Annotated in this window: 25 protein-coding genes; 13 read left to right on the forward strand and 12 right to left on the reverse strand. The window is 70.2% G+C overall.

Features of this window, described 5'->3' with window-relative positions:
- Positions 1–51 precede the first annotated feature (51 nt).
- The 7 genes from ASF22_RS19745 (at position 52) to ASF22_RS19775 (ending at position 7,274) form a co-directional block, all read left to right on the forward strand.
- Entirely contained in the window at positions 52–1,143 is a 1,092-nt protein-coding gene (locus ASF22_RS19745; RefSeq protein ID WP_244473109.1) for a molybdopterin-binding protein, read from the forward strand.
- A gap of 2 nt (positions 1,144–1,145) precedes the next feature.
- Complete coding sequence (locus ASF22_RS19750; protein ID WP_056267440.1) at positions 1,146–3,116, forward strand: molybdopterin biosynthesis protein; 1,971 nt, start codon at positions 1,146–1,148, stop codon at positions 3,114–3,116.
- A complete protein-coding gene (gene mobB / locus ASF22_RS19755; RefSeq protein WP_056267443.1) occupies positions 3,113–3,667 on the forward strand; it encodes a molybdopterin-guanine dinucleotide biosynthesis protein B in 555 nt (184 codons plus the stop codon). The genes ASF22_RS19750 and mobB overlap by 4 nt, the downstream gene beginning before the upstream one ends.
- Positions 3,655–4,908 (forward strand): gephyrin-like molybdotransferase Glp, encoded by a 1,254-nt coding sequence (gene glp / locus ASF22_RS19760; RefSeq protein WP_056267446.1) that lies wholly within the window; start codon positions 3,655–3,657, stop codon positions 4,906–4,908. Before mobB ends, glp begins: the two co-directional genes overlap by 13 nt.
- 118 nt (positions 4,909–5,026) lie before the next feature.
- Complete coding sequence (locus tag ASF22_RS19765; RefSeq protein WP_056167165.1) at positions 5,027–5,722, forward strand: ABC transporter permease; 696 nt, start codon at positions 5,027–5,029, stop codon at positions 5,720–5,722.
- A gap of 5 nt (positions 5,723–5,727) precedes the next feature.
- A complete protein-coding gene (locus ASF22_RS19770) occupies positions 5,728–6,438 on the forward strand; it encodes an ATP-binding cassette domain-containing protein (protein WP_156629943.1) in 711 nt (236 codons plus the stop codon).
- Complete coding sequence (locus ASF22_RS19775; protein WP_056267449.1) at positions 6,411–7,274, forward strand: extracellular solute-binding protein; 864 nt, start codon at positions 6,411–6,413, stop codon at positions 7,272–7,274. The genes ASF22_RS19770 and ASF22_RS19775 overlap by 28 nt, the downstream gene beginning before the upstream one ends.
- 3 nt (positions 7,275–7,277) lie before the next feature.
- Here the strand turns inward: ASF22_RS19775 and ASF22_RS19780 are convergent, their stop codons facing one another.
- A complete protein-coding gene (locus tag ASF22_RS19780) occupies positions 7,278–7,502 on the reverse strand; it encodes a hypothetical protein (RefSeq protein WP_056267452.1) in 225 nt (74 codons plus the stop codon).
- A gap of 10 nt (positions 7,503–7,512) precedes the next feature.
- Positions 7,513–8,175 (reverse strand): PRC-barrel domain-containing protein, encoded by a 663-nt coding sequence (locus ASF22_RS19785; protein ID WP_056267580.1) that lies wholly within the window; start codon positions 8,173–8,175, stop codon positions 7,513–7,515.
- Between the two features lie 156 nt (positions 8,176–8,331).
- On the opposite strand from ASF22_RS19785, the gene ASF22_RS19790 reads away from it, so the two are divergent.
- From ASF22_RS19790 to mnhG, 6 genes are read left to right on the forward strand one after another with little or no spacing between them, the layout of a single operon-like run.
- Positions 8,332–11,244: a monovalent cation/H+ antiporter subunit A gene (locus ASF22_RS19790; protein WP_056267456.1), complete on the forward strand. Its 2,913-nt coding sequence runs from the start codon at positions 8,332–8,334 to the stop codon at positions 11,242–11,244.
- A complete protein-coding gene (locus ASF22_RS19795; protein WP_056167144.1) occupies positions 11,244–11,582 on the forward strand; it encodes a Na+/H+ antiporter subunit C in 339 nt (112 codons plus the stop codon). Before ASF22_RS19790 ends, ASF22_RS19795 begins: the two co-directional genes overlap by 1 nt.
- Positions 11,579–13,144 carry a monovalent cation/H+ antiporter subunit D gene (locus tag ASF22_RS19800; RefSeq protein ID WP_056267460.1) on the forward strand — a complete coding sequence of 522 codons (1,566 nt, stop codon included), beginning with the start codon at positions 11,579–11,581 and terminating at the stop codon, positions 13,142–13,144. The genes ASF22_RS19795 and ASF22_RS19800 overlap by 4 nt, the downstream gene beginning before the upstream one ends.
- Positions 13,141–13,629 (forward strand): Na+/H+ antiporter subunit E, encoded by a 489-nt coding sequence (locus ASF22_RS19805; RefSeq protein ID WP_056267462.1) that lies wholly within the window; start codon positions 13,141–13,143, stop codon positions 13,627–13,629. Before ASF22_RS19800 ends, ASF22_RS19805 begins: the two co-directional genes overlap by 4 nt.
- Positions 13,626–13,910, forward strand: a complete 285-nt coding sequence (locus tag ASF22_RS19810) for a K+/H+ antiporter subunit F (RefSeq protein ID WP_056167134.1) — start codon at positions 13,626–13,628, stop codon at positions 13,908–13,910. The genes ASF22_RS19805 and ASF22_RS19810 overlap by 4 nt, the downstream gene beginning before the upstream one ends.
- Positions 13,907–14,248, forward strand: a complete 342-nt coding sequence (mnhG, locus tag ASF22_RS19815; protein WP_056167132.1) for a monovalent cation/H(+) antiporter subunit G — start codon at positions 13,907–13,909, stop codon at positions 14,246–14,248. The genes ASF22_RS19810 and mnhG overlap by 4 nt, the downstream gene beginning before the upstream one ends.
- A gap of 10 nt (positions 14,249–14,258) precedes the next feature.
- On the opposite strand, the gene ASF22_RS19820 is transcribed toward mnhG, so the two are convergent.
- From ASF22_RS19820 to ASF22_RS19865, 10 genes are all read right to left on the reverse strand, one after another.
- Positions 14,259–14,993 (reverse strand): ABC transporter ATP-binding protein, encoded by a 735-nt coding sequence (locus tag ASF22_RS19820; protein ID WP_056167129.1) that lies wholly within the window; start codon positions 14,991–14,993, stop codon positions 14,259–14,261.
- 8 nt (positions 14,994–15,001) lie between these two features.
- Complete coding sequence (locus tag ASF22_RS19825) at positions 15,002–15,844, reverse strand: ABC transporter permease (RefSeq protein ID WP_056267466.1); 843 nt, start codon at positions 15,842–15,844, stop codon at positions 15,002–15,004.
- Positions 15,845–15,846: 2 nt separating this feature from the next.
- A complete protein-coding gene (locus tag ASF22_RS19830; RefSeq protein WP_156647880.1) occupies positions 15,847–16,797 on the reverse strand; it encodes an aliphatic sulfonate ABC transporter substrate-binding protein in 951 nt (316 codons plus the stop codon).
- Positions 16,798–16,893: 96 nt separating this feature from the next.
- Positions 16,894–18,930 (reverse strand): family 2A encapsulin nanocompartment cargo protein cysteine desulfurase, encoded by a 2,037-nt coding sequence (locus ASF22_RS19835; protein WP_056267472.1) that lies wholly within the window; start codon positions 18,928–18,930, stop codon positions 16,894–16,896.
- Positions 18,917–20,308, reverse strand: a complete 1,392-nt coding sequence (locus ASF22_RS25265; protein ID WP_056167115.1) for a family 2B encapsulin nanocompartment shell protein — start codon at positions 20,306–20,308, stop codon at positions 18,917–18,919. The genes ASF22_RS19835 and ASF22_RS25265 overlap by 14 nt, the downstream gene beginning before the upstream one ends.
- Positions 20,309–20,635: 327 nt before the next feature.
- Complete coding sequence (cysE, locus tag ASF22_RS19845) at positions 20,636–21,499, reverse strand: serine O-acetyltransferase (RefSeq protein ID WP_056267474.1); 864 nt, start codon at positions 21,497–21,499, stop codon at positions 20,636–20,638.
- Between the two features lie 55 nt (positions 21,500–21,554).
- Positions 21,555–21,746: a hypothetical protein gene (locus ASF22_RS19850; RefSeq protein WP_056167109.1), complete on the reverse strand. Its 192-nt coding sequence runs from the start codon at positions 21,744–21,746 to the stop codon at positions 21,555–21,557.
- A gap of 308 nt (positions 21,747–22,054) precedes the next feature.
- Positions 22,055–22,927, reverse strand: a complete 873-nt coding sequence (locus ASF22_RS19855; RefSeq protein ID WP_056167096.1) for an ABC transporter permease — start codon at positions 22,925–22,927, stop codon at positions 22,055–22,057.
- Positions 22,927–23,823 (reverse strand): ABC transporter ATP-binding protein, encoded by an 897-nt coding sequence (locus tag ASF22_RS19860; RefSeq protein ID WP_056267477.1) that lies wholly within the window; start codon positions 23,821–23,823, stop codon positions 22,927–22,929. Before ASF22_RS19860 ends, ASF22_RS19855 begins: the two co-directional genes overlap by 1 nt.
- A gap of 14 nt (positions 23,824–23,837) precedes the next feature.
- Positions 23,838–24,869 carry an ABC transporter substrate-binding protein gene (locus tag ASF22_RS19865; RefSeq protein ID WP_056267480.1) on the reverse strand — a complete coding sequence of 344 codons (1,032 nt, stop codon included), beginning with the start codon at positions 24,867–24,869 and terminating at the stop codon, positions 23,838–23,840.
- Between the last annotated feature and the right edge of the window lie 200 nt (positions 24,870–25,069).

Below are 25,069 nucleotides of genomic sequence, written 5' to 3' on the forward strand. Positions count from 1 at the left end.
TGCGTGGATGGAAGCTGGGATTTGCCGACTGCGCGTCCTCGTGAAAACGGCGTGACGCGGCACGCCTCGGCGGCCCTGATGCCGCTGGCCGACGCGGTGGCACGCCTCGTCTCGGGCGTGGTTCCCGTCGCGGAGCGGGTGCTTCCGGCGACCTTGACCTTGGGTTTCGCGGCGGCCCACGACGTGGTCGCGAACCGAAACTCGCCCGAACGGCCGACGGCCCTGCGTGACGGCTGGGCGGTGGAGGCCGAAGGCGTCACCGGGGCCTCGGCATACGCACCGATTCTCCCGAGTGCGCCGCCGGTCTGGGTCGAGGCCGGTGAGATTCTCCCCGACTGCGCCGATACCGTGCTGCCGCCCGAGGCTCTGGAGGGCCGGACGTTCGTCGCGGATGCCCCCGCCGGCGACGGAGTCCGCCGGCCGGGCGAGGATCTCGCGGCCGGTACGCGCGTCCTCGCCGCCGGTACGCGTGTCGGACCGCTGCACCTTCTCGCCTTGGCCGCGGCGGGCCTCGCTCAAGTCCCGGTGCGCAGCCCGCGCGTCGCCCTCATCGCCACCGGTGGTTCGGCGCCCTTGGCCGAAACCCTGGCGGCCCTGATTGCGGCCGATGGCGGCGATCCCGGTACGCCCGTCACCGTACCGGATGATCCCGCGGCGATCGCGTCGGCGATCCGTGCGGCTGCGGTTGACGCCGTTCTGGTCCTCGGCGGAACCGGTCCGGGGCGGACGGACCACAGCGTCGCCGCCCTGGCGCTGGCCGGCGAGGTCCTGGCTCACGGCATCGCGATCCGGTCGGGCGAGACCGCCGCCATCGGGCGCGCCGACGGCCGTTCCGTCCTGCTGCTCCCGGGCCGCCCGGAAGCCGCGCTCTCCGTGTACCTCGCCCTCGGGCGTCCACTCCTCGCCGCCCTGTCGGGTGGCGATGGGCCAGAGCCCGTGAGCGGAATCCTGACGCGCAAGGTCAGCGCCACCATCGGGGTGAGCGACGTGGTGTTCGTGCGCCGCCACGCCGGCGTCGTCGAGCCGCTCGGCGGGGCCGACCTCGCCCTGTCGCGCCTCGCCGAGGCCAACGGAGCGATCCTGGTGCCGCCGGAACTGGAAGGCTATCCGGAGGGCACGACGGTCGAGGTCCTGACCCTGTGACGATGCCGGAGAACGAGATCCCGTTTCGCGAACGCCTGGCCGCCGCCGCCCGGCAGGAGCAGTTCCTGTCCGTGGTCAGCCGGGAGGAGGCCGCGACGCGCTTTCGGGCGGCGGTTCCCCATCGGGTCCTGCCGCCCGAGGACGTCCCGTTGGCCGAGGCCCTCGGCCGTGTGCTCGCCACGGATGTCGCCTCCCCCATCGACGTGCCGCCCTTCGACCGGGCCCTGGTGGATGGCTTCGCCGTGCGGGCCACGGACACCCAGGGCGCCGGTGCGGCGAGCCCCCGGCGCCTCGTCCTCAACCGTGAGATCCTGGCCTGCGGTGTCGCGCCGAGCCTCGCCGTGGCCGAGGGCAGCGCCACCCCCATCGCCACCGGCGGCGTCATCCCGCGCGGCGCCGACGCGGTGGTGATGGTCGAGCAGACCGAGTTCCTCGACGCGGTGCTGGCCATCGACCTCGTTCAGGCGGCGCGGCCGGGCCAGTTCATCGGCTATGCCGGGGGTGACATGGCCGCCGGCGAGACGGTCCTGCGCCGGGGCCTGCGCATCACCGCCCGCGAGATCGGCATGCTGGCCGCCTGCGGCCTCGCCCGCATTCCCGTGGTGCGCCGGCCCAGGGTCGCGGTGCTGTCCACCGGCGATGAACTCAGGGCGGCCGGACTGCCCCTTCCCCCGGGGGCGATCTACGATTCCAACGGGCCGATCGTCGCCGCGTCCGTCATCGAGAACGGCGGCGAGGCCGTGTCCCTCGGCATCGTTCGCGACGATGCGGCAGCCCTTCGCGAGGCCCTGCAGGCGGCCCTCGCCGAGAACGACATCGTCGTGCTCTCGGGGGGCACCTCGAAGGGCGCTGGCGACGTCTCGCATCGCATCCTGCGGGATCTCGGGAGCCCCGGCATCCTCGTTCACGGCGTCGCCCTCAAGCCCGGCAAGCCGCTCTGCCTCGCCGTGGCGGAGGGCAAGCCCGTCGTCGTGCTGCCGGGTTTTCCGACCTCCGCGATGTTCACGTTCCACGATTTCGTCGTGCCGCTCATCCGCGCCATGGCGGGGCTGCCTCCGCGCGAGGACGAGGCCGTCGCGGCCGTGCTGCCCCAGCGCGTGGCCTCCGAACTCGGGCGGACCGAGTTCGTGATGGCGTCGCTGGCCGAGACGCCCGAGGGGCTCGTCGCCCTGCCGGTCTCGAAGGGATCGGGCTCCGTCACGGCGTTCTCGCAGGCCGACGGCTTCTTCTCCGTTCCGGCCGCCCGCTCGGGCGTCGAGGTCGGCGAGACCGTGTCCGTCACCCGCCTGGGGGCGGGGGTGCGCCCGCCCGACCTCACCCTGATCGGCAGCCATTGCGTCGGGCTCGACCGGGTGATCGGCCTGCTGGCCGAGCGGGGTCTTCGCGCCCGCACCCTCTGGGTCGGCTCCGCCGGGGGCCTCGCCGCCCTCCAGCGCGGCGAATGCGATCTCGCCGCCCTGCACCTCCTCGACCCCGAGACCGGGCTCTACAACGGTCCCTTCCTCGCCGAAGGCTTCCGCCTCGCGCCCGGTTGGGGGCGGCTCCAGGGCGTGGTGTTCCGGCGCGGCGATCCGCTGTTCGAGGCGAGGGCGGCCGAGGCCGCCGTCACCGCCGCCCTTGCCTCGCCCGACGCCGTGATGGTCAACCGCAACGTCGGCTCGGGCACCCGCGCCCTCGTCGACGATCTCCTGAAGGGCGCCCGGCCCGCCGGGTTCTGGAACCAGCCGCGCTCGCACAACGCCGTGGCGGCGGCCGTGGCGCAGGGGCGTGCCGATTGGGGCGTCGCCATTTCCACCGTGGCCCGCGCCTACGGCCTCGGCTTCCTACCGCTCACGGAGGAGCGCTACGATTTCGCCTACGCGGCGGACAGGCGCGACACGCCGGCCCTGGCGGCGTTCCTCGACGTGCTCGCGGACGATCGGACCCGCGCGGCGCTACGCGATCTCGGTTTTCGCGTCGGAGACACCCCATGACCGCCCCCCGGATCATCGGCCTCGCCGGCTGGAGCGGGGCGGGCAAGACCACCCTGCTGACGCGGCTGATCCCCGCCCTCGTGGGACGCGGGCTACGGGTGGCGACCCTCAAGCACGCCCATCACGACTTCGACGTCGACCGGCCGGGTAAGGATTCCCACCGCCACCGGGAGGCGGGCGCCGGCGAGGTCATCGTCTCGTCCGCCCGGCGCTGGGTCCAGATCCACGAAGTCGCGGACGGCCCGGAGGCGACGCTCGCCGATCTTCTGCGCAAACTCTCGTCGTGCGACCTTGCCCTCGTCGAGGGGTTCAAGCGCGCGGCGCACGCCAAGCTCGAAGTCCACCGCGCGGCCAACGGCCGGCCACCGCTCCATCCCGGCGATCCGCGTATCGTCGGGGTCGCGAGCGACACCGATTTCCCGGAGGCGGGCGTTCCGGTGGTCGATCTCGACGATATCGCCGGCATCGCCGATCTCGTCGTCGCCCGGGCCGAATCCTTGGAAGCGACCCTCGATCGCCTCGAGCTCCCGGAGGACGCATGGCGCAGCTGAGCGACGATTGCTTCGCCTTCGGCGGGGCGCTGATGCGGATCGAGGACGCGGCGAGCCTCATCGCGGCGCGCCTGCCCGTCCTCGCCGGCACCGAATGGGTGTCCCTGGTCGACGCCGACGGGCGCGTGGCGGCCGAGGATGTGGTGGCCGGTCACGACGTGCCGCCCTTCGCGAATTCCGCCGTCGACGGTTACGCCGTGCGCCATGCCGACTTGGATGGGAACGGGGAAACCCGGCTCCCCGTCCTGGGTCGGCTCCCCGCCGGCGCCGTGCCGGATGCCCTCGCGGCATCCGGTGGCGCCGTCCGCATCTTCACGGGTGCCGCCCTGCCGCCCGGCGCCGACACGGTGTTCATGCAGGAGGACGTGCGCCGCGAGGGCGACGCCGTCCTGTTGCCGCAAGGGTTGAAGCCCGGCGCCAACGCGCGCGCCGCCGGCGAGGATGTCGCGCGGGGCGAGCGGATCATCGCGGCGGGGCGACGGCTCGTGCCGCAGGACCTGGCCCTCGCCGCCGCCACCGGCCATGCGCGCCTGCCCGTCCGTACGCGTCTGCGGGTCGCCCTGTTCTCGACGGGCGACGAGCTCGCCGAGCCGGGCACGCCCCTCGGGCTCGGTGCCATCCACGATTCCAACCGGGTGATGCTGGCGGCCCTCCTCGGGCGCCTCGGCGTCAGGGTGGACGATCTCGGCATCCTGCGCGATGCGCCAGAGCCCCTGGCGAGGCGTCTCGCGGACGCCGCCCGCGACCACGATCTCATCCTCACCTCGGGCGGGGTCTCGACGGGGGAGGAGGACCATGTCCGGACCGCCGTGGAGGCGGTGGGCCAGCTCCTGTTCTGGCGGCTCGCCATCAAGCCCGGCCGCCCCGTGGCCATGGGGCTCGTCGACGGCACGCCCTTCGTCGGCCTGCCGGGCAACCCCGTCGCGGTCTACGTGACGCTGCTGTTCGTGGTGCGTCCCCTGCTCGCGCGCCTCGGTGGGGCGAGTGTCGTACCCCCGGTTCCGCAGAAGGTCCGCGCCGCCTTCGCCTATCGCAAGAAGTCGGGACGCCGCGAGTTCGTCCGGGTGACCCTGGCACCCGGCCCCGACGGGGTGATGGAGGTACACAAGTTCCCCCGTGAGGGCGCAGGCCTTCTCACGTCGTTGACCCAAAGCGATGGCCTCGCCGAACTTCCGGACGACGTCATCGGCGTCGCGCCCGGCGACACCGTCGCGTTCTATCCCCACGCCATACTCTGGTAGCGCGTCCCCGATCATTTACGGTCGGGGATAAGACGCCGCTCTGCATCGGAAGAGAACTTCTTATTGCGCTCGTCCGCCCGGGCGTTGCATCGCAGCCGAACCCCTGCTTCCGGCACGCATGACCGAGACCCTTCACGAGACGTTCGCACGGCTAGCCACCCTCGATCGCGACGTCGTCGCCATCGCGTGGCTGTCCTTGCGCGTCAGCCTGTCGGCCGTGGCCATCGGCCTCGTTCTGGGCATTCCCTTGGGTGCGTTCCTTGCCGTGACACGGTTTCGGGGCCGGTCCGCGCTCGTCGGGCTGCTCAACGCGTTCATGGGGCTGCCGCCGGTGATCGTCGGGCTCGTGCTCTACCTCGTCCTGTCACGCTCGGGACCGTTCGGGTCGCTCGGCCTGCTGTTCACCCCTGGCGCCATGGTGGCGGCGCAGGCGGTCCTGGCGACCCCCCTCGTCGCGGCCCTGACCCGCCAAGTGATCGCCGACGCCGAGGACCATCTCGGCGAGCAGTTGCGCTCACTCGGTCTCTCCGCTCCGCGCCGGGCGGGCGTACTCATCCACGACACCCGCTTCTCCCTCGTGACCACGGCACTCGCGGCATTCGGAAGGGCGATCTCGGAGATCGGCGCCGTGCTGGTGGTGGGCGGCAACATCGACGGTCACACCCGCACCATGACGACGGCGATCTCCCTGGAGACCCAGAAGGGCGATCTCAGCCTCGCCCTGGCGCTGGGCCTCGTCCTCATCGGACTCGTGGTCACGGTGAACGCGGTGGCGGCCCTCCTGCGCGGCCACGCCGCCCGCGCCTACGGGTGAGCGCGATGGCGGGCATCACCCTCACGGACATCCGCCTCGTCCTCAATCGCACCACGATCCTCGACAGCCTGAGCCTCGCGATCCCGCCCTCCGGCATCACCGCCCTCGTCGGCCCCAACGGGGCGGGCAAGAGCGCGACCCTGCGGGTGATCGACGGGCTGTTGGTTCCGACGGGTGGCAGCCTGCGGGTGCCGGGTGCGGCGCGCCGGGCCTTCGTGTTCCAGAAGCCGGCCCTCATCCGGGCGAGTGCCGCCGCCAACGTCGCCCTCGGCCTCGTGCCCCTGAGCCTGTCTCGGGCCGAGCGCCGGGAGCGCACCCGCGCGGCGCTCGCCCGCGTCGGCCTCGCACACCGGGCCGGCGACCCGGCCACCCGCTTCTCCGGCGGCGAGCAGCAGCGCCTCGCCCTCGCCCGCGCCTGGGCGGCCCGGCCCGACCTCCTCCTCCTCGACGAGCCGACGGCGAACCTCGATCCCAGTGCCACCGAGCTCGTGGAAGCCCTCATCGCCGAGATGGCGGCGGAAGGCACCAAGGTGGTGCTCGTCTCCCACAATCTCGCACAGGTCGCGCGGCTCGCCGCCGACGTGATCGTCCTCGCCCGGGGCCGCGCCGTCGAGCACGGCCCGACCCGGACCACCCTCCTGTCCCCGCGCACGCCCGAAGCGCGCGCCTATTTCGATGGAGAACTGCCTTGGACTTCCCTCGCCGCAGCGTCCTGACCCTCGGTCTCCTCGCACTCCTGGGGGCTTCCCCCCTGGGGGCTTCCCCCCTGGGGGCTTTCCCCGCGAGCGCCGAGCCGGCCTCCATCGTCGTGGCCTCGACCACCTCGACGGAGCAGTCCGGCCTGTTCAAGCACATCCTCCCCGCCTTCGCGGCGAAGACCGGCATCACCGTGAAGGTGGTGGCGCTCGGCACCGGTCAGGCCCTCGACGCGGCGCGCCGGGGTGACGCCGACGTGGTTCTCGTCCACGACCGGGCGGCGGAGAACGCCTTCGTGGCGCAGGGCTTCGCCAAGGCGCGGTTCGACGTGATGTACAACGACTTCGTACTGGTGGGGCCGAAGGGCGACCCGGCCGGCACGAAGGGCACCGACATCACCGCCGCCCTCCGGAAGATCGCCGCGGCCAAGGCGCCCTTCGTCTCGCGCGGTGATCGTTCGGGAACCCACAGCGCCGAGCTGCGGAGCTGGAAGGAGGCCGGGATCGATCTGCCCGCGGTGAAGGGCGAGTGGTACCGCGATGTCGGCCAGGGCATGGGACCGGCCTTGAACACGGCCTCCGCCCTCGGCGCCTATATCCTGGCCGATCGCGGAACGTGGCTCGCGTTCAAGAACCGGGGTGATCTCGCGATCCTGGTCAAGGGCGACAAGCGCCTGTTCAACCCCTACGGCGTGATGCTGGTCGACCCGGACAAGCATCCCACCGTGAAAGTGAAGGAGGGGCAGGTCTTCATCGACTGGCTCGTCTCGCCCGAGGGCCAAGACTCCATCGCAGCGTATCGGATCGGCGGCGAGCAGCTGTTCTTCCCGAGCGCCGGGACCGTTCGCGCGCCGTGACCCTCAGCGCGACTGACGCTGGCGCACGACGTACCAGAGGGCGGCCCCGAGCACGATCGCCACGAGGCTTACCCAAACCCAATTGAAATCCATCGCCGCCAGGGTGTTGGCGCTGGAGTTGGAGCCCGCCGGCCCGGTCTCCGGGATCGGCGGGGCCGGGTTCATCGTCTGTGCGACGGCCTCGCCCACGGCGCCGAGCAAAATCGGTACGGCCAGTATCCGGTTCATCGCTCGATCCTCACGGTTGCCGTCCGGCCGTACCGTCGAATGTGAAAGCCGGCGCAGCGGCGAGCTCGGCCTTCGTCAGCCGCAGCTCCGCCCGGACGGGTGCGTTGCCGGAGGCGCCTGCGAGCACGGTCGCGCGTTCCCCCGTGGGCGTCTGCGCGCCCGTCGAACCCGTGGCGTCGGTGACCCGCCCGCTGTGCTTGTCCTCGACGGCGCCGAGGACGTCGCGGGTGGTGTCGCTCCCCGGCATCGTCTGCGGCCCGGCCTGGGCGGCCTCGGCCGTCGACGCGGCATTCTGGGGGGTGGCGACCGAGGTCGGCCCCGAGGTGAGTGGCACGTCGCCGACGTTCCAGGCCAGCAGTTCGAAGGGGACCGCGACGTACTTCTCACCGATCCCCAGGAAGCCGCCGACGCCGATCACGACGGTCTCGATCCGGCCGTCGGCTGCGAGCAGCACATCCTCGATGGTACCGACCCGGACGTGATCCATCCCGACGACGCCGACCCCGATCACCTTCGAAACCCGCATGGTGCCTGGGGCCGGTGCGGTCCGGAACTGAGCCGGCTTCGCGGCACTCGCCTCATCGGCGGCGCGGGCGGGTGCGTTCAGGGTCAGTGCGCCGGGTCCGCACAGGATGGCGGCAAGGAGTACGGCGCTCCACCGATACGATTTCATGGCTGACTCCAGGCGCCGGGACACGGGCTTCACGGTCTCAATGCGCGGGCGTGCGGTCCGGTTCATCGCGGTCCCATTCCGGGCGCCGGGGCGACAAACCACGAAAAATCGTCCAGAGCACCCAGCCGGACCCCGCTTTCGAGGCCCCTGCCCCTGATGCCTGCCGAGCCCCTCCTCGTCGCGGCCGCGCTCCTGCCCTTCCTCGGCAGCGTGGCGGCGGCCCTGCTGCCCCGCGACGCGCGCAACGCCGCGGCCCTTCTCGCGGGGTTCGTCACACTCGCAAGTCTCGCCTGTATCGGAGCGCTGTATCCCCGCATCGGCGGGGCGCCGGTGGTGCAGACCCTCGACTGGCTGCCCTCCCTCGGGGTCGCACTGGTGCTGCGACTGGATGGCCTCGCCTGGCTGTTCGCCGTCCTCGTCCTCGCCATCGGCGCCCTCGTGGTGCTCTACGCGCGTTACTACATGTCGGCGCAGGACCCGGTGCCGCGGTTGTTCTCGTTCTTCCTCGCCTTCGTCGGCGCGATGCTCGGCATCGTGCTCGCGGGCAACCTGATCCAGCTCGTGGTGTTCTGGGAACTGACGAGCGTCTTCTCGTTCCTGCTCATCGGCTACTGGTACGACAACCGCGCGGCGCGGGACGGCGCGCGCATGGCCCTCACCATCACGGCCCTCGGCGGCCTGTGCCTCCTCGTCGGCATGGTGATCGTCGGGCGGATCGTCGGCAGCTACGATCTCGCCGTGGTGCTCGCGTCGGGGGATGCCATCCGGACGAGCCCGCTCTACCTGCCCGCCCTCGTGCTGATCCTGGCGGCGGCGCTGACGAAATCGGCGCAGTTCCCGTTCCACATCTGGCTGCCCCGGGCGATGGCGGCACCCACGCCGATCAGCGCCTACCTGCACTCGGCCACCATGGTGAAGGCCGGCATCTTCCTGATGATCCGCTTCTGGCCAGTGCTGGCCGAGACCGACGCCTGGTACTGGATCGTCGGCACCGCCGGCATGGCGACGATGCTGATCGGTGCCTGGAGCGCGATCTTCCAGCACGACCTCAAGGGCCTGCTCGCCTACTCCACCATCAGCCATCTCGGGCTGATCACCCTGCTTCTCGGCCTCAACTCGCCGCTGGCCGTCGTCGCGGCGATCTTCCACACGGTGAACCACGCCACCTTCAAAGCGTCGCTGTTCATGGCCGCCGGCATCATCGACCACGAGACCGGCACGCGCGACATGCGCCGCCTCAGCGGCCTGTGGCGGGCCATGCCCTACACCGCGACCCTCGCCATGGTCGCCGCCGCCGCCATGGCGGGCGTGCCGCTGCTGAACGGCTTCCTGTCGAAGGAGATGTTCCTGTCGGAGGCCGTCGACAACGTGGGCGACCATCCGCTCCAACTCGCCCTGCCGGTTCTGGCGACCTTGGCCTCCGCCTTCACGGTGCTCTATTCCCTGCGCTTCATCCGCCAGACCTTCTTCGGGGCACCGCTGCACGATCTGCCGAAGGCGCCGCACGAGCCGGAGCGCTGGATGCGCCTGCCCATCGAGGTCCTGGTGCTGGCCTGCATCAGTGTCGGACTCGTGCCCAACCTCACCATCGGGCCGGCCCTGGAGACCGCTTCGCGTTCGGTGTTCGGCGAGGCCGGCCCAGCCTACGACCTCGCGATCTGGCACGGCTTCAACGCACCCCTCGCCCTCAGCATGGGGGCGCTCGCCGGCGGTGTCGGCCTCTATTTGGCGTTCGGCCGGCGCATCAACACCAACCCCCGCGGCGGCCCCTGGCTCATGCACCGCCTCGACGGCGGCTGGATGTTCGAGCGCGCCATGACCGGCCTCGTGCATGCGGCCCGCGGGCTCGAACGGGCGCTCGGGGCGACGCGCGTACAGGTGCAATTGCGCGCCCTGTTCCTCGTGGCCCTCATCGCGGGCCTGTCGGCCGTGCTCGCGCGCGGCCTGCCCGCCCTGCCCGTCCCCGATCCCTCCGGGATCGATCCCGCCTTCGCGCTCCTGTGGCTGGTGGGCGGCGCCTGTGCCGTGGGGGCCGCCGAGCGCGCCAAGTACCATCGCCTGTCGGCCGTGATCCTCACCGGTGGGGCGGGCCTCGTCAGCAGCCTCACCTTCGTCTGGCTGTCGGCACCCGACCTCGCCGTCACCCAACTGCTCATCGAAATCGTGACGACGGTGTTGCTCCTCCTCGGCCTGCGCTGGCTGCCCAAGCGCGATGAGGCCATCCTGACACCGGCGGCCGAGAACCGCCGCGCCCGGCGCCGCCGGGTCACCGACTTCGTCGTCGCGGGCGCCGTCGGCATCGGTCTCGCCGGCCTCGCCTACGCGGTGATGACCCGTCCGTCGCCCGAGGGCATCGCCCGCTGGTTCGTCGAGGAGGCCTATCCCCAAGCCGGCGGTCGCAACGTCGTCAACGTCCTGCTGGTGGATTTCCGCGCCTTCGACACCATGGGCGAGATCTGCGTGCTCGGAATCGTCGGTCTCACGGTCTTCGCCCTCCTGCGCCGCTTCCGTCCAGCCGCCGACAGCCTGGAGCGGCCGAAGCAGCAGCTCAGGCAGGAGGCCGCCGACCTCGCCCACGCGGAGCGCAGCGTCGGCGACACCGCGTCCGACGCCCTGCTGATCCCCTCCGTGGTGATCACCTGGCTGTTCCCGTTCGTGTGCGTGCTGGCCCTTCACCTCTTCCTGCGCGGGCACGATTGGCCCGGCGGCGGTTTCGCGGCGGGCATCGCGCTCACCATCGCGTTCGTGCTCCAGTACATGGCGCACGGGGCGCAATGGGTGGAGGAACGCCTGCGCATCCGCCCGATCGCCTGGATCGGCTTCGGGCTCCTCGTCGCCGTTCTGGCGGGGGCGGTGCCCTGGCTGTTCGGCCGCCCCTTCCTCACCGCCGCCTTCCAGTACGCCGACGTGCCGGTCCTGGGGAAAATCCCCCTGGCCAGCGCCGTTGCCTTCGATCTCGGCGTCGTCGTGCTCGTGGTGGGGGCCAGCGTGCTCATGCTCGTCGCCCTGGCGCGGCAATCCCTGCGCCGCGCCCGCGAAGCGGCCGCCGACCTGGAGACCGACGCCTGATGGAGATCGTTCTATCCCTGGGGATCGGCCTGTTCGCCGCCTCGGGCGTATGGCTGCTCCTGCGGCCGCGCACCTTCCAGGTGGTTCTCGGGTTGTCGCTGCTCACCTACGCGGTGAACCTGTTCATCTTCGCCATGGGCCGCCTGACGATCGGCGCCCCGCCGGTTCTCGAAGCCGGCGCCGATGCGGCGCGGATCGCCGATCCGGTGCCCCAGGCCCTGGTGCTCACCGCCCTCGTCATCAGCTTCGCCCTCACGGCGCTGTTCCTCGTCGTCCTGCTCGCCGCACGGGGCATCACCGGCAGCGATCACGTCGATGGCCGCGAGCCCGGCGCATGAGCGCACCGAGCGATCACCTCGTCGTCCTGCCCATCGTGCTGCCCATCGCCGCGTCGGGTCTGATGCTGCTCCTCGACGAGCGGCGCAGCCGCCTCAAGGCGGCGATCAGCCTCGCGACGACCACGGTCCTGCTGGCCACCGCCCTCATCCTGGCCTGGGGCACGCTGGAGGCTCCCCAGGTCTACCGCCTCGGAAACTGGGCCGCCCCCTACGGCATCGTTCTCGTCGCCGACCGGCTCGCGGCGATGATGCTGGTGCTGACGGGAATCCTCGGCCTCGCGGCCCTGGTCTTCGCCGTCGCCCGCTGGGACCGGGCGGGGCCGCGCTTCCACGCCCTGTTCCTGCTGCTGCTGATGGGGGTGAACGGCGCCTTCCTCACCGGCGACCTGTTCAACCTGTTCGTGTTCTTCGAGGTGATGCTGGCCGCGTCCTACGGCCTCGTGCTGCACGGCTCGGGCGAGACGCGGATCAGGGCCGGGCTCACCTACATCGCCGTCAACCTCATCGCGTCGCTGTTCTTCCTCGTCGGCGTCAGCCTGATCTACGGCACCATGGGGACCCTCAACATGGCCGACCTCGCCCGCCGCCTGTCGGGGCCGGCTGGGGCCGAGGCCGGGCTGTTCGAGGCCGGCTGCGCGGTGCTCGGCGTCGCCTTCCTGATCAAGTGCAGCGCCTGGCCCCTCGGGTTCTGGCTGGCCCCGACCTACTCCGCCGCGAGCGCGCCTGCCGCCGCCATCCTGGCGATCCTGAGCAAGGTCGGCATCTACGTCGTCGTGCGCCTGAGCCTGCTGTTGTTCGGCACCGGCGCCTCTGCGGGGTTCGGCCAGGGTTGGCTGTTCGCCGGCGGCCTCGCCACCGTCGCGTACGGCACCATCGGGATCCTCGCCGCGCGCGACCTCACGCGGGCGGCGGCCTACGCGGTGATGATCTCGTCCGGCACGGTGCTGGCCGCCCTCGGAACCGGCAGCCGGGCCGCCCTGTCGGGCGCCCTGTTCTACCTCGTCGGCTCGACCCTTGCGGCGGGGGCGCTGTTTCTGCTGGCCGAGATCCTCCAGCGCGGCCGCGACCCGGCCGCGGCGTCCCTGGCCGTGTTCGCCGACGAGTACCACGATCCCTTCGACGACGACGGTGCCACCGAGACCGGCCGGGCGATCCCGGCGGCCGTGGCCATCGTCGGCGGCGGGTTCCTGCTCTGCACCCTGATGCTCGCCGGGTTGCCTCCGCTGGCCGGCTTCATCGGCAAGCTCGCGATGTTCACAGGCCTCGCGGGCGGTGCGATGGCGCCCATGGCCTGGAGCTTCATCCTCGTCCTGACGGTCTCCAGCCTCGGGACCCTGATGCCCCTGGTGCGCCTCGGCATCCAGGGCTTCTGGGTGCCGCACGACGGTCCCGATCCGGTGATCGGGCGGCTCGAATTCGCGGCCCTGGCCGGACTGATGACCGTCTGCCTCGGCCTCACACTCTGGGGCGGGCTCGGGCTCGCCTACACCGATCGCACGGTGGCGTGGCTCGCCGACCCCACCGCCTATGTCCGCGCGGTCCTCCCCGGGGGCACGCCATGAACCGGTTCCTGCCCTATCCCCTGCTCTCCCTCACCCTTGTCGCGACGTGGCTGCTGTTGAACCCGCCGCTGACCGTCGCGACGGCATTTCTTAGCGTCGTCGTCGGATGGCTCGTGCCCTTCGTCATGCGGGCCCTGCGGCCCGAGGCCGTGCGCGTGCGTGCGCCGGGCACGATCCTCGGGCTGGCGGGGCGCGTTCTCGGCGACGTGGTGCGATCCAACATCGACGTCGCGAAGGTGATCCTGGGCCTGCGCCGCGGCACACGCCACACCGGCTTCGTGTCGATTCCCCTCGACCTGCGCAGCCCCTACGGCCTCGCGGTGCTGGCGATCATCCTCACGGCGACGCCCGGCACCCTGTGGATCCAGTACGATTCCAACACCGGGCGCCTGCTCCTTCACGTTCTCGACTTCGTCGAGGGCGACGAATGGGTCCGCAGGGTCAAGGATCGCTACGAGCGCCCATTGATGGAGATCTTTCCGTGAGCCCGACCCTCGTCCTCACCTACGGCCTGGGGCTGGCGCAGGCGATGCTGGTCCTCGCGATGGTGCTCGCCGCCTGGCGCGTCCTGCGCGGTCCCCGAGCCCAGGATCGCGTGCTCGGCCTCGACACGGTCTACCTCAACGGCATGCTCGCCATCGTGGTTCACGGCCTGCGCACCGGCAGCGGGCTCTACTTCGAGGCGGCGCTGATCATCGGCTTGCTCGGCTTTGCCGCCACCCTGGCACTGGCGAAGTTCCTGATGCAGGGCGAGGTGATCCAGTGACCGGCGCCGACCTGCCCGCCTGGGCCGCCTGGCTCGTGGTCGCCCTGGCGCTCGCCGGGGCCGGCTTCTCGCTCACCGGCGCCGTCGGCCTGATCCGCCTGCGAACCTTCTACGAGCGCGTGCATGCGCCGACCCTCGGGGCGACCCTCGGCATGGCCCTGATCGTCACGGCCTCCGTGCTGTACTTCTCGGTAGCAGAGGGGCATTTGGTCCTGCGCGATCTCCTGATCGGGCTGTTCCTCACCGTGACTACGCCCGTCACCCTAATCCTGCTCGGCCGCGCCGCCACCTACCGCGACCGGGCCGAGGGCAACGCCGACGCACCCCCCGACCCGTAGAGCGTGCGCCTCACCCGCTCGCCCGCAGCGAGGCGCCGAGGGCCGCCCTGAGCTGGCGGGTGGTGGACGCGTTGGCATCCGGATCGACCGGCCGGGGCGTGGCGATCGCGAAGATATCGTGGATGCGGCCGGGCTTCGGGCGGAGCACCACGGCCCGGTCGGCCAGCACGGCGGCCTCCCCGACATCGTGGGTGACGAGGACGATGGTCGGGCGCGTCTCGGCCCAGAGGCCGAGAAGGTGGCCGTGCAGATCCTGGCGCGTCACCGCGTCGAGGGCCGAGAACGGCTCGTCGAGGAGGAGAACCTTAGGCTGCGCCACGAAGGCTCGGGCGATGGCGGTCCGCTGCTGTTGACCGCCGGAGAGGTCGCGCGGCCAACGGTCCGCGTGCTCGGCGAGGCCGACCCGCTCGAGGGCATGGGCGACCCGCCTGACTCGCTCCGGTGCGGAAAGATCGGCGAGGCCGAAGCCGACATTCTGCGCGATGGTGAGCCAGGGCAGCAGGCGCGGCTCCTGGAACACGAGTCCGACGCCGGGATGGGGCCGGTCGAGCACCTCGCCGTCGAGGCGGATCGTTCCGCCGCTCGCCGTATCGAGGCCGGCGGCGAGGCGCAGGAGCGTGGTCTTCCCGCAGCCCGAGCCGCCGACCAGGGCGAGAATTTCGCCACGCGCCACCTCGACGGAAATGCCCGCGAGCGCCCGCGTCCCGTCGGCGTAGGTCTTGGAGACGTTCCGGAAGGTGAGCACATCCGCCCCTAGAGGATGTCGCGCGCCACGTCCTGCCAGCGCAGGAGCGGTCGGGTCAGGACGACGAGGATCGTGTCGGCCGCCTTGCCCAGCAGCGCGAAGGCCAGGATCGCGGCAAGGATCTGCTCGGGCTTGCCGAATTGCTGGCCGTCCACGAGGAGGTAGCCGAGCCCCTCGGACGCGCCCATCAGCTCGGCCGCCACCACGAACAGGAAGCCGAGGCCGAGGCCCGTGCGGAGCGCGACGATGGTGGCGGGCAGGACCGCCGGGAGCAGAATGCGGCGGGCCAGCGCCGGTTTCGACAGCCGGAAGATGCGCCCGACTTCTACCAGCTTGCGGTCGACGGAGGCGATGGCCCCCGATACGCCGACATAGACCGGAAAGAACACGCCGACGCCGATGAGAACCACCTTGGGCGTCTCCAGGATACCGAGCCACAGGATGAACAGGGGCACCCAGGCCAGCGACGGTACCGCCCGCAGGGCCTGGAACGCCGGATCGAGGAGGTGGCGCGCCAGTGGCAGGGTGCCGGTCACCGCGCCGAGGGCGATGCCGAGGCCTGCCCCGAGGACGAAGCCGGAGGCGACGCGCACGAGGGTGGCCTGGACGTGCAGCCACAGCTCGCCCGAGGCGGCGAGGTCCGACAGGGTGGCGAGAACCCGGCTCGGCGGCGGAACGAGGCCCCCCTGCGCCAGGCCGCCCCGGACGGCGATCTCCCACCCGATCGCCACACCGAGCGGGAGGAGCAACCCCAGCACCGTGCGGCCCACGCGATCGCCACGGAGCGGGAGCCCCGAGGCGGGCGCCTCCCGACCATCCGCCTCCGCCGTGTCGGTCAGCCCCGCAGCCATGCTCAGCGCTGGGCCGTTGCGGGCGAGAAGCGAGTGTCGATCAGGCCGTCGACGGCCGCAGCCACATCCGTCCCGGCCGGGATGACGCCCGCCTGCTGCAGGGCGAGGCCGGCGGCGCGGATGCTCGCCGCCTGGACCGGTCCGATCGTGGGCTGGCTCAGATCGGTGCGGGTCAGTTGCCGGGCGATGACGGCCTCGGGCAGCTTGGTCGCCGCGATCAGCGCTGCCTGCACGGCGGCCGGATTGGCCAGCGCGTAGGTGCGGGCGCGCTCGTAGGCGGCGATCACCGTGGCCACGAGGTCGGGATGATCCTTCGCGAAATCCTCGCGCACGTCGAGGACGCCCCAGGTGTTGGCCGAAGCATCGCGGAAGAACAGCACGTTGCCGCCCTCGATCTCGGCCGCCGCCATCATCGGGTCGAGGCCGGCCCAGGCATCGACGTCGCCGCGCTCCAGGGCGGTACGTCCGTCGGCATGCTGCAGCAGGACGAGCTTGGCGTCTTTCTCCGTGAGGCCGGCGCCCTGGAGGGCGCGGATGAGGAAGATGTGCGGATCGGTGCCGCGGGTGACCGCGATGCGCTTGCCCTTGAGGTCGGCGGGTTTGGCGATGCCGCTGTCCTTTCGGGTGACGAGGGCGGTCCATTCGGGCTGCGAGAAAGCGTAGATCGCCTTCACCGGGTTGCCGTTGATCCGCGCGAGCAGGGCGGCGGCCCCGGCCGAGGAGCCGAAATCGATGGCGCCGCCATTGAGGAATTCCAGCGCCTTGTTGGAGCCGAGCGACTGCACCCAGCGCACTCCGATGCCCTTCTGCTTCAAGGCTTCCTCAAGGAAGCCCTTCTCTTTCAGGACGAGGCTCACCGGATTGTAGGTCGCCCAGTCGAGGCGGACCTCCTTCACCTCGGCCGCCAGCGCCAGGCACGGGGCCGCCAGGAGCGCGAGGGCGCCGCAGGCCATGGCGAGAAGCGTGCGGCGCGGAACGGCTTTGAGGTGACGCATGGGAGGCTCGCTCGTTCATCGCGGCGGCCCGTGGGCCGCCGCCGGTTGGGGAGTCTAGCGGCGCGGCAGGGAGTGCAGCGCCTTCAGGAACACGTCGACGTCGTGGCGGGTGTTGTAGAAGGCGAGCGACGCGCGCACCGACTGATCGACGCCGAACCGGCGCAGGGCCGGCAGGGCGCAGTGATGCCCCGACCGCACGGCGATGCCGCGTGCGTCGAGGTGGTGGGCCACCGCCTCGTTCTCGTGCCCGTCGACGACGAAGGACATGACGCTGGCTTTCTGCCGGGCCGTACCGATGAGGCGCAGGCCCTTCACCTCGGCGATGCCCGCTTCGGCGTACTCGAGCAGGTCGTGCTCGTAGGCGGCGATGCCCGGCAGTCCGACGCTTTCGAGGTAGTCCAGCGCCGCGCCGAGACCCACGGCCCCGGCGATGTCGGGCGTGCCCGCCTCGAACTTTTCGGGTGCGCCCTTGTAGACGGTCCGCGCGAAGGTGACGTCTTCGATCATGTGGCCGCCGCCCTGCCACGGCGGCATCGCCTCGAGCAGGTGCTTCTTGCCGTAGAGGGCACCGATGCCCGTTGGGCCGAACACCTTGTGGCCGGAGAACACGAGGAAGTCCGCATCCAGCGCCTGCACGTCGAGGGGGATGTGCGGCGAGGATTGGGCCGCGTCCACCAGCACCGGTACCCCGTAGGCGTGGGAGAGGGCGATGATCTCCGCCACCGGGTTGATGGTCCCGAGCGCGTTGGCGACGTGGGTCACCGACACGATCTTGGTGCGGCCCGACAGCAGGGCGGCGAACTGCTCGAAGATGATCTCGCCCCGGTCGTTGACCGGTATCACCCGCAGGGTCGCGCCCGTGGCCTGGGTCAGGAGTTGCCAGGGCACGATGTTGGCATGGTGCTCGATCTGGGAGACGATGATCTCGTCACCCGGACCGACATTGGCGCGGCCGTAGGAATTGGCCACGAGGTTGATCGCCTCCGTGGTGCCGCGCAGGAAGACGATGTCGTCCTTGGAGGGCGCATTGAGGAAGCGCCGCACCTTCTCGCGGCCCCCTTCGAACAGATCCGTGGAGCGGGCCGCCAGGGTGTGGGCGGCCCGGTGGATGTTGGAGTTGTGACGGGCGTAGAACTCCGACGTCGCGTCGATGACGCTCTGCGGCTTGTGCGTGGTGGCGGCGTTGTCGAGCCAGATCAGGGGATGGCCGTTGATGCTCTGGTGCAGCGCCGGGAAGTCCTTGCGGACGCGCTCCACGTCGAACGGCGCGGCGACGGGGCTCGCCCCTTGGGTCGAGACATGCGGCGCATGCCCGTGACCCCGCCCGTGACCCTGCCCACGACCCGGCTGCACTCGCGGCGACGCGCTGCCCGGCCGGCTGCGGTCGGCGAGGAAGTAGTACTCGCCCTGCGAGAACGGCTCGTCGCCGATCTCGACCTTATGGGGCGACTCCCGGCCGGCCGGCTCCGGCGAGAGCCGGCCAGTGCGCGAGAACGTCTCCTGGGCCTCGTCCTTGCCGTGGCTGCCGGGCGCTGCCGGAACCAGGGACGGGGCGAAGCCGTGGGCGAAGCCGTTGGCGCGCGGATGGTCCTTGGCGACGGTGCGGTGGAGGTCGACGCCACCGGGCAAGGTGGCGGCCACCTCGGGCACGCTCGGCACGAAGAACTCCGGCAAGGCCCGCCCCGGGCCCTGCGCCTCGGGGTGGACCGACGGAAATGCCGACGGCTGGGCGAAACCCGGCCCGGACAGGCCCGGCAGGCCGACCGGTGGCGTGCCGAACGTGCGCGCCCCCAGCGTCGAGACATCGGGCTGCAGGCCCGACGGACCCGAGCCGGACGGGATCGAGGGCGTGCCCAGATCCGCCTTCGGGGCCTGGGGGTGGCCGAAGCCCTGGGGAAGATTCTCCAGAGCCTGCGGGGCTTGCGGGGTCTGCGGCAGGTTCGGGGTCAGGGGCACGCTTGCGGCCTGCCCCTGACCGTAGATCTCGCGGGCGAGGCGCCCGACGAGATCCGAATGTGCCGCATCGCCGAACACGCCCGTGGGGAGACTGCCCGTGGGAAGACCGGCGGACGGCGCGTCAGGCGTAGTCATGGTAGTTGCCCAGGAGCACGTTATCGAGGCGCGCGATGGCATCCTCGACCAGGACGGCGGCCGAGAAGTAGCGGGTCACGAGGTGCGAGGCGATGGAGTGGTCGTTGGTGCCCATGTAGCGCACCGACAGGCCGGTCTCGATCTCGCCGGTGACCCCGGACTTCTGCAGGCCGACGACGCCCTGTTCGTGCTCGCCGACGCGCAGGAGCAGGATCGAGGTGGTCTGGGCGCCGGTCACCGGATCGCGGTCGATGGGCAGCTTGTCGCTCGGCACGATCGGCACACCACGCCAGGTGAGGAAGGGCGAGCCGAACAGGTGGATCACCACCGGGGGCACGCCGCGCCGGGTGGCTTCCCGGCCGAAGGCCGCGATGGCGCGGGGATGGGCCACGAAGAAGGCGGGCTTCTTCCAGACCAGGGTCAGCAACTCGTCGAGGTCGTCCGGGGTGGGCGGGCCGCCGCGGGTCGGGATGCGCTGGCGCTGGCTGACTTCGTGCAGCAGGCCGAACTCGGAATTGTTGAAGAGTTCCCACTCCTCGCGCTCCTTCACGGCGTCGACCGTGAGGCGGATCTGCTCGCGCAGCTGGTCGATCTCGTTGGAGTAGAGGTCGGTGACGCGGGTGTGGGTGTGGAGGATCGTCTGGATCGTGGAGAGGTGGTACTCGCGCGGGTCGATCTCATAATCCACGAAGGTGGTGGGCAGGCGCGGCTCGCCGGTATGGACGGCGAGCAGCTCGATGCCCTGCTCTCCATGGGAGTTGGTGTGCCCCTTGAGGCGGTCGCGCTCCTCCACGTACTGGGTGATGCGCGAGCGGATGCCCTCGTCCTCGATGGCGGCCCGGTCGAGGGTCAGGAGCGTCACCGCCGAGAGCGCCTTCACGGCCGGCGCGGGCGTGTTCTCGCCGACGAGGTCGCCGTCACCGAAATAGTCGCCACCGGTGGCCAGCCCCTGGCGCAGGCGCCCCTTGAACGGTCCCGACAGGGTGAGTTCGACGGTGCCCTCGGCCACCACGGTCAGGCTGCGGTCCGACGAGCCTTCCTCGGCGATGACGTCGCCGGCCTTGTGCTGGGAGGCCGTGAACCGGGAGGCCAGGGCCGAGAGCTCGGCGTCGCCGAGCCGGCTGAACAGGGGGATGCGGCGCAGGGAGGCCGGGCGCACCAGGCGGGCACCGTCGTCGTTGGACAGCTCGATCCGACCGGGCTTCGCCAGCACCACGGCGCGGCGGTTGACCCGGTAGACGCCGCCGGCGACATCGACGAAGGGCAGCAGGCGATGGAACCAGCGCGGAGTGTTGGCCGCGTTCTGGACCGAAGTGACGGTCGCGGTGGCGAGATTGCGTGCCGCAGAAGCGCTCACGCTCAGACCGGGTCCACTCATTAGGGGTCGTCTCCGTATTTCGGGCAGAGGCATGGGAATGCGCGCGACGCGAATGGAATCGCATCGGAACCGCGCCTGACGTGCCCGCTCTCGGTGGTTATGTTTGCGGCCCGCCGCTCGAAGGGTTTCGGTGCGAGAGCGATTTCGGTTTAGCTTTCGCGATTAACAAAGGTCAACAAAACGTTCTTCTATATATTTGCACTGAAGGAGTTCAATGCATTGTGCATTGGTGTCTCGTAGATAGAATTGGCTAGGCAGCAAGGGATGGGCAAAAAAATCATCTCGTGTTGCTGTCTCGCGTAGAACAGCTGGACTGAAAGAATTTTTTTAAATCCCGTCCCCGAAGAACTGATCCATGTTCATGGCAGGGACTTCGGCTGTCTTGAGCCGCGACACCACCCGGGCCGGCACCCCTGCCACCGTGGTGTGGGCGGGCACGTCGTGCAGCACCACGGCCGCCGCGGCGACCTTCGCCCCCTCCCCGACTCGGATGTTGCCGAGCACCTTGGCGCCGACGCTGAGGAGCACGCCGCGCTCGATCTTGGGGTGGCGGTCGCCGCTCTCCTTGCCGTTGCCGCCGAGCGTCACCGATTGCAGGATCGAGACGTCGTCGGCGATCACCGTAGTCTCTCCGATGACGACGCCGGTGGCGTGGTCGATGAACACCCCCGAGCCGATCCGCGCGGCGGGATGGATGTCGGCGCCGAACACCTCGGAGATCCGGCTCTGAACGTGCAGGCTCAGGGTCGCCCGGCCCTGGTGCCAGAGCCAATGGGCGACCCGGTAGCCCTCGAGTGCGGCCAATCCCTTGTAGAACAGGAACGGATCGAGGTAGCGCCGGCAGGTCGGGTCGCGCTCGCGGATGGCCACGAGGTCGCGCACGGCATGTGCTCCGGCATGCGGATCCGCCTCGAAGGCCGAGAGGCAGAGGTCGCGCATGGACAGGCGCGCGAGGTCGCCGTCGCCGAGGCGGTGGGCGAGACGATACGCGAAGGCGTGGGACAGGCTCGGCTGGTCCAGGATCGTCGCCTGGATGATGCCGGCATAGAGCGGTTCCTCGACGATCGCCGCCTCGGCCTCGCTCCGCATGGCCCGCCAGACCTCGGATTCCGCATCGGTGTGGCTGACGCTGCGTAGGGGCGGCCGCGTGAAGCCGGCGCGGGCGATGCCGGCTTGGAGGGCGCTCGTCATTCGATGTGATCCTGCGGTGGGGATGGAGCCGCGACCGGACGAGACGTGCGCCGGATCAGGCGATGCGTGTGAACAGGGACGCGCTGTAGCCGACGAGGACGCCGTGCCCGGCGAACTCGACGTCGACGGCCAAGGCCTCGCCCGGCGCCGGATGGATGCCGATGACCCGGCCCGTGGCGTGGCGCCAGATGCCCAGAGCCTCCGCCACGTCGAGCCGTGCGAAAACAACCTGATCGCCCTGAGTCATGGTGTTGTCTCCCTGGCCCCGATTCGCCGAAGCGAAATCCGGGGTGTGATACTTTTTTTCGTTTCGGGGTCTGCCCGGAGTTTGTTTTGCTTTTGTCTTCTGGATTTGTAGTATTTATTCTGTATAGGTCTTCATTGTATCCCGATTTTAGGCAATGTCCAAGATAGATCGTCTGTTTTGCTCATGCCATTGCTCCGCTTCCCCCGAGGGCGCCTGCACGAGGATATGGAATACGGGGGAAGCCGTGCGGTTCTGCGGGGCGCCGAACACCAGTGCGTCGGGCCTTCAGGGGCGTCACGCCGGATGGATCAGCGCGCCATGCCCCAGCGGCGAACGGTGAAGCGTTCGAGGGTCGCGAAGACGACGTTCTCCACGAACAGGCCGATGAGCACCACGAGAACGAGGCCCGCGAAGACGCGGTCGGTGTAGAGCTCGTTGCGGTTCTGGAAGATGTACCAGCCGAGCCCGCCGCGTCCCGACGCGGCGCCGAAGACGAGTTCCGCCGCGATCAGGGTGCGCCACGCGAAGGCCCAGCCGATCTTCAGCCCGGACAGGATCGCCGGCAAGGCGGCCGGGATCAGGATCTGCAGCACGTAGGACGGACCGCGCAGGCCGTAATTGCGCCCCGCCATGCGCAGGGTCTCGGGCACGCCTTGAAAGCCCGAATAGGTGTTGAGGGCCATCGGCCACAGCACGGAGTGGATCAGCACGAAGATCAGGCTGCCGGAACCGAGGCCGAACCACAGCAGGGCCAGCGGCAGGAGCGCGATCGCCGGAAGCGGATTGAACATCGCCGTCAGGGTCGAGAGCAGGTCTCGGCCGAACTGCGTCGAGACGGCCAGCGTCGTCAGCCCGAAGGCGAGCACGATCCCGCAGACGTAGCCCTGCACCAGGAGGGAGAGGGAGATCCACACCCGGTCGAGCAACTCGCCGTCGATCAGGCCCTCGATCAGGGCCGACAGGGTGGCGACGAAGCCGGGGAGCAGCAGGTCGTTGTCCTGCCAGCGCGCCAGCCCCTCCCAGACCACGGCGAGCACGGCGATGATGAGACCCTTGCGCAGCCAGTCCTGCTGCCAAAGACGCGTGGACAGCGGCAGCAGGCGCTCCACCGGTGCCTCGACGAACGGCGGCAGGACCCGGTCGTATTCCGGGCGAATGGGCGGCGTGAGCGTCCGGCCCATCATGCGACCGCCGGTGCGGATGCGGGGTCCGTCTCGAACAGGCGTGCGTGCAGCCCCTGCACCGCAGACTGGAATTCGCGGCTGCCGAGGCTGCCGAGATCGAACGCGTGACTGTTGAACTCGCCCCGGACGCGACCGGGATGGGGGGAGAGCAGGGCCACGCGGTTGCCGACCACCAGGGCCTCCTCGATGGAATGGGTCACGAACAGCAGCGTGAAGCGGGCCTCGTCCCACAGGTTCAGCAACTCCTCCTGCATCCGGCGGCGCGTCAGGGCGTCGAGGGCTGCGAACGGCTCGTCCATCATCAACACCTTCGGCTGCATGGCGAGCGCCCGCGCGATGGCGACGCGCTGCTTCATGCCGCCCGAGAGCTGGTGCGGGTAGCTGTCGGCGAAGCGCGACAATCCGACCTTGTCGATGTAGTGCCGGGCGCGTTCCCCGGCCTCCCGTCGGCTCAGCAGACGCGTCGCCCGTAAGGGGAACGCGACGTTCTGGGCCACGGTCTTCCACGGGGGCAGCTGATCGAATTCCTGGAAGACGACGATGCGGTCGGGACCGGGCTCGCGCACCGGCACCCCGTCGAGGGTAATCTCACCCTCGACGGGACGGATGAAGCCGGCCGCCGCCTTGAGGAGGGTGGACTTGCCGCAGCCCGATGGGCCGAGCAGCACGAAACGGTCCGCTTCGTAGACATCGAGATCGATGCGGTGCGTTGCGCGCACCACTCGCTCCGGCGTCCGGTATTCCAGGGTGACTCCGGCGAGGCGCAGGAGGGGCGACGGGTCCGGCTCTGGGCGTGCCTGCGGCGGCGATATCGCGCGCGTCCCGTGGGCGACGGAGCGAGCCGGTTCCCGCTCGAGGAGAGCGAGGTCCGATCGTGTGGCGGCGAACGTCATGGTGCGCGCCGCCTTCAGCTGCCGGTGTCGATGCGCGGATCGGCGAAGAAGTAGTCGCCGATGGCGTTGGGCTCGGTCTTGATCGCCCCGACCCGGTGCATGAACTTGCCGAGACCGATGGTGTTCTCCGGCGCCACCTTGAAGGTCACTTCCGGGTTCTTGATGATCTTCATCAGCAGGTCGCGATCGATCTTGCTGCTGGTGGTCTTGAGATAGATCTCGGCGGCCTTTTCGGGCTGCGTGATGATGAACTTGGCCGCCTCGTCGAGGGCGTCGAGGAAGGCCTTGTAGGTCTTCGGGCTGGTCTTGTAGAATTTCTCGGTGGCGTAGAGCACCGTGGACGAGGCCGGGCCGCCCTGGACCGCGTAGGAGTTCAGGACGATCCGGGCCTTCGGATTCTCGGCGAGTTCCTGATCCTGGAACGGCGGGTTGCCGAAATGGCCCGAGATCTCCGTGCCCCCCTTGATGATGGCGGCCGCCGCCTCCGGATGGGGAATGGCGACGCTGATCTTGTCGAGCCGGGCGTAGTCCTTGTCGCCCCACTGCTTGGCGGAGGCCATCTGCAGGATGCGCGACTGCACCGAGACGCCCACCGCCGGCACCGCGATCCGATCCTTCTCGGTGAAGTCACCGATGCTCGTGACGGCGGGATTGTTGGTTACGAGGTAGTAGGGAAAGTTCCCGAGCGAGGCGACGCCCTTGACGTTCTGCCGTCCCTTCGTGCGATCCCACAGGGTGAAGAGGGGGCCGACGCCCGCGCCGGCGATCTCGATGTTGCCCGACAGCAGGGCGTCGTTCACGGCAGAGCCGCCCGACAGCTGGACATAGTCCACCTTGATGTCGAGACCGGCTTGCTTGCCGTGCTTCTCGATGAGCTTCTGATCCTCGGCGACGTTGAGGAGCAGGTAGACGACACCGAACTGCTTGGCGATGCGCAGCTGGCCCTCGTCCGCCCTCGCCCCGCCGAAGCTCGCCAGGGCCAGCGCAAGGCTTGCGACCAGTCCCACGGCGTTCCGACGCGAGAGCGCGCCGCGTTGCTTTGTCATCGTCCGCGCCTTTTTCGATCAAATCTCCTTCGCAATGTTGCCTTGCGAAGAAGCTTGAATCTGCACAGTCGTTGTTCTTGGGTCAACGAAAGCATTATCTTTAAAGAGCGTCGATTGGAGGTGAAGTGCCCTCGGAAAGCCCTCGAAATTGGACCGGAATCCTTTTGCCCCGCTTTTCCACAGAGGCACGGACGAGGATG

This window comes from Methylobacterium sp. Leaf87 (assembly GCF_001422775.1).
GTDB lineage: Bacteria > Pseudomonadota > Alphaproteobacteria > Rhizobiales > Beijerinckiaceae > Methylobacterium.

What these genes read in the sequence shown, in the direction of transcription:
- ASF22_RS19750 (WP_056267440.1), top strand. Translation starts at nt 1,146, where the DNA reads ATGCCGGAGAACGAGATCCCGTTTCGCGAACGCCTGGCCGCCGCCGCC.
- mobB (WP_056267443.1), top strand. Translation starts at nt 3,113, where the DNA reads ATGACCGCCCCCCGGATCATCGGCCTCGCCGGCTGGAGCGGGGCGGGC.
- glp (WP_056267446.1), top strand. Translation starts at nt 3,655, where the DNA reads ATGGCGCAGCTGAGCGACGATTGCTTCGCCTTCGGCGGGGCGCTGATG.
- ASF22_RS19765 (WP_056167165.1), top strand. Translation starts at nt 5,027, where the DNA reads ATGACCGAGACCCTTCACGAGACGTTCGCACGGCTAGCCACCCTCGAT.
- ASF22_RS19770 (WP_156629943.1), top strand. Translation starts at nt 5,728, where the DNA reads ATGGCGGGCATCACCCTCACGGACATCCGCCTCGTCCTCAATCGCACC.
- ASF22_RS19780 (WP_056267452.1), bottom strand. Translation starts at nt 7,502, where the DNA reads ATGAACCGGATACTGGCCGTACCGATTTTGCTCGGCGCCGTGGGCGAG.
- ASF22_RS19785 (WP_056267580.1), bottom strand. Translation starts at nt 8,175, where the DNA reads ATGAAATCGTATCGGTGGAGCGCCGTACTCCTTGCCGCCATCCTGTGC.
- ASF22_RS19790 (WP_056267456.1), top strand. Translation starts at nt 8,332, where the DNA reads ATGCCTGCCGAGCCCCTCCTCGTCGCGGCCGCGCTCCTGCCCTTCCTC.
- ASF22_RS19795 (WP_056167144.1), top strand. Translation starts at nt 11,244, where the DNA reads ATGGAGATCGTTCTATCCCTGGGGATCGGCCTGTTCGCCGCCTCGGGC.
- ASF22_RS19800 (WP_056267460.1), top strand. Translation starts at nt 11,579, where the DNA reads ATGAGCGCACCGAGCGATCACCTCGTCGTCCTGCCCATCGTGCTGCCC.
- ASF22_RS19805 (WP_056267462.1), top strand. Translation starts at nt 13,141, where the DNA reads ATGAACCGGTTCCTGCCCTATCCCCTGCTCTCCCTCACCCTTGTCGCG.
- ASF22_RS19825 (WP_056267466.1), bottom strand. Translation starts at nt 15,844, where the DNA reads ATGGCTGCGGGGCTGACCGACACGGCGGAGGCGGATGGTCGGGAGGCG.
- ASF22_RS19830 (WP_156647880.1), bottom strand. Translation starts at nt 16,797, where the DNA reads ATGGCCTGCGGCGCCCTCGCGCTCCTGGCGGCCCCGTGCCTGGCGCTG.
- ASF22_RS19835 (WP_056267472.1), bottom strand. Translation starts at nt 18,930, where the DNA reads ATGACTACGCCTGACGCGCCGTCCGCCGGTCTTCCCACGGGCAGTCTC.
- ASF22_RS25265 (WP_056167115.1), bottom strand. Translation starts at nt 20,308, where the DNA reads ATGAGTGGACCCGGTCTGAGCGTGAGCGCTTCTGCGGCACGCAATCTC.
- cysE (WP_056267474.1), bottom strand. Translation starts at nt 21,499, where the DNA reads ATGACGAGCGCCCTCCAAGCCGGCATCGCCCGCGCCGGCTTCACGCGG.
- ASF22_RS19850 (WP_056167109.1), bottom strand. Translation starts at nt 21,746, where the DNA reads ATGACTCAGGGCGATCAGGTTGTTTTCGCACGGCTCGACGTGGCGGAG.
- ASF22_RS19855 (WP_056167096.1), bottom strand. Translation starts at nt 22,927, where the DNA reads ATGGGCCGGACGCTCACGCCGCCCATTCGCCCGGAATACGACCGGGTC.
- ASF22_RS19860 (WP_056267477.1), bottom strand. Translation starts at nt 23,823, where the DNA reads ATGACGTTCGCCGCCACACGATCGGACCTCGCTCTCCTCGAGCGGGAA.
- ASF22_RS19865 (WP_056267480.1), bottom strand. Translation starts at nt 24,869, where the DNA reads ATGACAAAGCAACGCGGCGCGCTCTCGCGTCGGAACGCCGTGGGACTG.